Below are 4955 nucleotides of genomic sequence, written 5' to 3'. Positions count from 1 at the left end.
GCGGGCCGTGGCGCTGGCGTTGATCTTGTAGAGCAGCGTCGCGCCGAAGAGGTAGGTCCCGTCCACGGGCGCCACGAAGTGGTTGTTCGCGGCGTCGAAGGCCCCCTGGTCGTTGTAGTCGGTGTTGTTCAGGCCGATCTTCGTCCAGGTCCCGATGCCGACATAGTTGTCGTAGTTGGTGTAGGCCTTGAAGCGGGGCAGCCGGGGCTGGTCGACGATGCCGTTGGCGTTGTCGACGCTGAGCCCGTCGAAGAAGGTGCTGCCGTCGGCCGAAACCGCCAGCCGGAACCTGTCGGAGCCAAACAGCCCCACCAGCGCCTTGGTCACGAAGCCGGTCTGCAGCGTCAGGCCGAGATCGTCGCCCGCAGCCTCCTTGTTCATGGTGTAGAACAGATCGCCGGTGCCGCCCTCGGCCACGGTCTTCGCCGTCCAGAGCGCGGCGTTCAGCTTGGCAGAGAACGGGTTCGACGCATCCGCCGTGGTGCCGAGCCCGAGCAGCGCCATGTTCTGCAGCGTCGCGGGCGTGGTGCCGGTCCAACTCGCGCCATCGTAGACCAGCAGCACGTCCTCGTCCTCGACCCAAGCCCGCCAGCCGGTCCGCGGTGGCAGGCGGAGCCATGCGCCGTCCGTCCAGAGCGCGACATTCAGGTCCCAGCCCGCCCAGTCGCCCGTCGCGCCCGAGCCAACGATGTAGCGATCGCCATCGGCGGGGCTTCCGGGCGGCGCTGTCAGGTCGCGGTCGAGGACGGAGAGCTGGACGAGCCCGTCGAGCAGCCGCAGCGCCTCGTTGTGGGTGACATGCTTCTGGGCCTGCGCCGCCAGGATGAAGGGCAGCAGGAGATGGGTCGTGGCGTCGGACATGGGATGGCCTTCAGAACGTGAGCGTGACGGTTTTCGGCGCGCCCCGCCCGACGAGGGCGGAGAGCTGAAAGATTCGGATGTCGAGCGTGTCGCCGGGGCCGAGCGGCGCGCCCCAGTCGGCGGTCTGCTGGGCGGCCGTGTAGACGGCGCTGGTCGTGGATGCGCTCAGCACCCGTTTCACGCTCGCGCCGTCGAGGATCTCGACCTCATAGGCTTCCAGTTCCTCGGCCAGCGGCACCTCGAGCCCACTCCAGCTGTCGGCGGCGAGTGCGCGCGACCGGCGCGTCCAGCGGATCGCCAAGTCGCCGGGTATGCGGGGTTTTCGCCACGGCTGCTCGACGTGGGTGACCGAGAACGGCCGAAGCCCGACGCCTGCGGGCGTGAAGACTTGCGCCACATAGGTCTCGTCGCTGACCGTGCGGCTCGCGGGGCCGATGCGCCAGTTCCATGGGATACCGAGATCGGCCTCGGCGATCGGCAGCGATGCGAGGCTGTCGTCGAGCACCACCACCCGCGCGCCGTCGGGCGCGGGATTGCCCATGGCGCCTTCCGTGCCGCGCTGGCCGCGGAGCAGCCGGGTCAGGCGATACCCGCCCGGCGCCAGAAGTTCTGCCGCGCCCGCCTGCACGATCTCCCAGACGCCGGGCGCGCTCTCGATGGCGAGCGCGTTGGCCCCTCCGAACAGCGTCAGGTCGGTCATGCTCTCCAGTGTCCCGGTCAGCAAGTCGACCACCAGCGCATTGCCGAGGTCGAACCGCGAGGTCGGACCGGCGTAGAAGTCCGATGCCAGCGTGCCGATCCGGGCCCGCGTCCCGAAGCTGCTGAGCAGTTCGAAGCCGTCCGTCGACGGGCTTCGGAACACCGCGATCTCGCCCGGCCAAGGGACGGCATGCGCCGCCGCGAAGGGCCGGTGCGCGGACTGGTCTTCGGTGAGCTGCGGCAGGTCCATTAGCACCGCGTCCGGCGCGCCGAACACCACGGCGCGCGTCAGCGACGCCGCGCGGGGATTGCCCGGTGGCAGATCGTAACTCGCCCGATCCTGGCGGACCGCCTCGATGCCGCGCGCCTCGGCGTCGGCAATGGAGACGAGCCGCAGATCGACCAGCCGCCCGTCATGCGCGAGCCGGATCGCGTCGGCCGGATCCAGCGCGAGGCGCGAGGGCGGCAGACGGAAGGCCGCCGTCTCGCGCCCCACCCACGCCTCCATCAGCGCACGGCGGCAGCGGCGCTCAGCCTCTTCGGGCGGCACGGCCATCGGGAAGGATTCCGAGGCGATCCGGGTCGTGTCCACCGTGATGCGCCGCGCCTCGACGAGGGCGGCGTCGTAATCCTCGTCGGCTCGGGCGACCTGCCATTTCAGCGCCTGCGGCAGTTCGGTCTCCTGGCCGCGCGTCAGTTCCAGCACGTCGCCCTCGCGGGCGGCCACCAGATCGTCGGGTGTGAGGGTCGCGACGGAGGCCCGGCCGCGGATGACAAACCGGATCATTCCCTCGGTCTCCACGGCGTCGAAGCCGAAGTGTCGCGACAGCGTCGTTATGGAGGCGCGCGGGCTTTCCAGCGCGGTGATGGCATAGCCCTCGACCGCGCCCCAAAGCCCGGTGACGTCGATCAAGGACTCGTCCAGCCCCGCGCGCAGGCAAAGGTGCCGGAAAAGCGCCGCCAGTGACACTGCCCCGAGCCGACCGGTCAGCCAGTGGCCGAGCCGCCAGTTCGCGCCGTCCGTCCAGACATCGGTCAGCGCCGGGAAGAACGGGTACGGCCGCGCGTCCCAGGTCCAGGCGGCGCATTCTGGCACATGCACCATCCGGTCGTCATAGACCGACGAGAGCGGGTTGTTGGCGGCCTCGCCCCACCAGAGATACGTCGCCTCGAGATAGGCGCGCTGGATGGCGTCATCGCGCCAGCCCCGCGAGAAGTACGGCGTGAAGCTCTCGGACGACTTCGGGTCGAAGAAGACGTTGGGCTGGTTCGTGCCCCGGTCGATGGCCGGGCAGCCCAGCTCGGTGAACCAGATCGGCTTGGACTCTGGCGTCCACGCTGTCGGCGTGCCGCTCTCCACCCCGCCCGGGCGGTCGTAGTGCGGGGTCGACCACCAGCTGCGCAGGTCCTTGTAGCGGAAGACCCTTTATGTCTGCAAGTCCTTGAAGGAACATAATCTCCTGCAGGCGATTGCGCGGGTGAACCGGCTCTACGAGGACGGCGGAACGGAGAAGCAGTTCGGCTTCATCGTCGATTACGAGGGGCTACTCGGCGAGCTCGACAGCGCCCTGACGACCTATAGCGCATTCGAGGGCTACGAGGCGGCGGACCTCGCCGAGACGGTGCATGACGTCCGCGAGGAGATCCGCAAGCTGCCCCAGCTGCACGATCAGCTCTGGGACCTGTTCAAGCCGGTCCGGAACAAGAAGGACATGGAGCAGTTCGAGCAGCACCTTGCCGACGAGTCGCTTCGACATGAGTTCTACGCGCGCCTCAAGGCTTTCAGCCGGTGCCTGCACATATCGCTCTCGTCGGACAAGCTGTTCGATGTCTTCGACGAGGCCAAGGTCGACGCCCTGAAGCGGGACTGGAAGCAGTTCTCCGAGCTCAAGCGGTCGGTCCAGCTCCGCTACCAGGAGACGGTCGATGTCCGCGAGTTCGAGCCGAAGATCCAGAAGCTGCTCGATGACCATGTCGTGGCGATGCCTGCCGAGACCATCATCGAGGTGGTGAACATCAACGATCCTGATGCGCTGAAGGCGGTCGTCGAGGAGACGGGCGTCTCCGAAGCCTCGAGGGCGGACCGCATCGCCAGCGCCACCCGGCGGGCAATCACCGAGAAGATGGATGAGGACCCGACGTTCTACAAACAGTTCTCCGAGCTACTCGAAGAGACCATTCGCGCCTATCGCGAGAAGCGGCTCTCCGAGCGCGAGTACCTGAACAGCGTCGTGGACCTCGCGAGCAAGGTGGCACGCAAGGATCGGGGCCGGGATGTTCCCGAAAGCATCCGGGGCGATGAGGATGCACAGGCGTTCTTCGGCGTCCTGGAAGGTCAGCTCAAGACCAAGGACGATGAGCCGGTGGCCGGCGACGAAGCAGCATCCATCGCCCTGGAGATCATCGACATCATCAAGTCCCACCTGATCGTCGACATCTGGTCGAACGAAGTGGCCCAGAACAAACTGCGCAATGCCATCGATGACTACTTCTTCGACGTTCTGCGTGACGAGAGGGGCGTCGACCTGCCCGTGGAGGTGCTCGACGACCTCGAACTCAAGATCATGGATCTTGCTCGGGCCCGGTTCGCGGCATGACGCGGGAACTGCACTGCCTGCAGTACGGCGAGCAGGAGATCCGGTACGAGATCGTCCGCCGTCCGAGGAAGACGCTAGAGATCGCTGTCGAGCCGGATGCTTCGGTGGTGATCGCGGCCCCGGAGGACGCGACACTCGACGCCATAGAAGCCAAGCTGCGGAAGCGCGCGGCATGGGTGACGCGGCAGCAGCGGTACTTCGCCCAGTTCCTTCCAAGAACACCGGAGCGCAGGTTTGTCGCCGGTGAGACGCATCTCTACCTCGGGCGCCAGTACCGGCTGAAGGTCGTCCCGCATGTCCAGGAAAGCGTGAAGCTGATCCGCGGCTTCATCGTCGTGCAGACACACCGGCCGACCAGGCCGGAGGTGACGCGCGAACTGGTCGAGGCATGGTACCGGGACCGGGCACACATCAAGTTCCCGGAGCGGATCGAGCTCTGTCTCGGCCACTTTCCGGATCCGGAGGCATTCAGGCCGAAAGGTCTCATCGTACGCCAGACCCGGCAGCGATGGGGGTCCATGTCGCCGGCCGGACGCCTGCTGCTGAACCGCCGCCTCGTGCAGGCGCCGGTCGACGCCATCGACTACGTGATCACCCACGAGCTCTGCCATGTGGCGGAGCCTCATCACGGTGCTGCCTTCTTCGAGCTACTCGACAAGGTGATGCCCGATTGGGAGCGTCGGAAGCAGAGGTTGGAAAGTAACCGCCCGGTTGCCACCGCCTGCCTGAGCGTGGGGTGATCGGCTAAGACACGTGCATAGCGACGTCGTTAACGACGTATCTTATGCGGGGCTTTCG

3 protein-coding genes and 1 pseudogene are annotated in these 4955 nt (G+C 66.9%); 2 read left to right on the top strand and 2 right to left on the bottom strand.

The features are described 5' to 3' along the window. Together PARHAE_RS19975 and PARHAE_RS19970 are read right to left on the bottom strand one after the other, a co-directional pair. A partial coding sequence (locus PARHAE_RS19975; protein WP_164555329.1) for a DUF2793 domain-containing protein occupies positions 1-861 on the bottom strand: 861 nt, incomplete at its 3' end. A 10-nt stretch (positions 862-871) separates the two neighbouring features. Further along, positions 872-2983 (bottom strand): annotated as a pseudogene (locus PARHAE_RS19970) (baseplate multidomain protein megatron); the annotation flags it as partial. Between the two features lie 19 nt (positions 2984-3002). On the opposite strand from PARHAE_RS19970, the gene PARHAE_RS19965 reads away from it, so the two are divergent. Then, positions 3003-4157, top strand: coding sequence for a type I restriction enzyme endonuclease domain-containing protein (locus tag PARHAE_RS19965; protein WP_420899428.1), 1155 nt, complete (start codon positions 3003-3005; stop codon positions 4155-4157). Continuing rightward, positions 4154-4897, top strand: a complete 744-nt coding sequence (locus PARHAE_RS19960) for a M48 family metallopeptidase (RefSeq protein WP_126156261.1) — start codon at positions 4154-4156, stop codon at positions 4895-4897. Before PARHAE_RS19965 ends, PARHAE_RS19960 begins: the two co-directional genes overlap by 4 nt. Positions 4898-4955 lie beyond the last annotated feature (58 nt).

Source organism: Paracoccus haematequi (assembly GCF_900631945.1).
GTDB lineage: Bacteria > Pseudomonadota > Alphaproteobacteria > Rhodobacterales > Rhodobacteraceae > Paracoccus > Paracoccus haematequi_A.
This window is presented reverse-complemented; position numbering and strand designations above follow the sequence as displayed.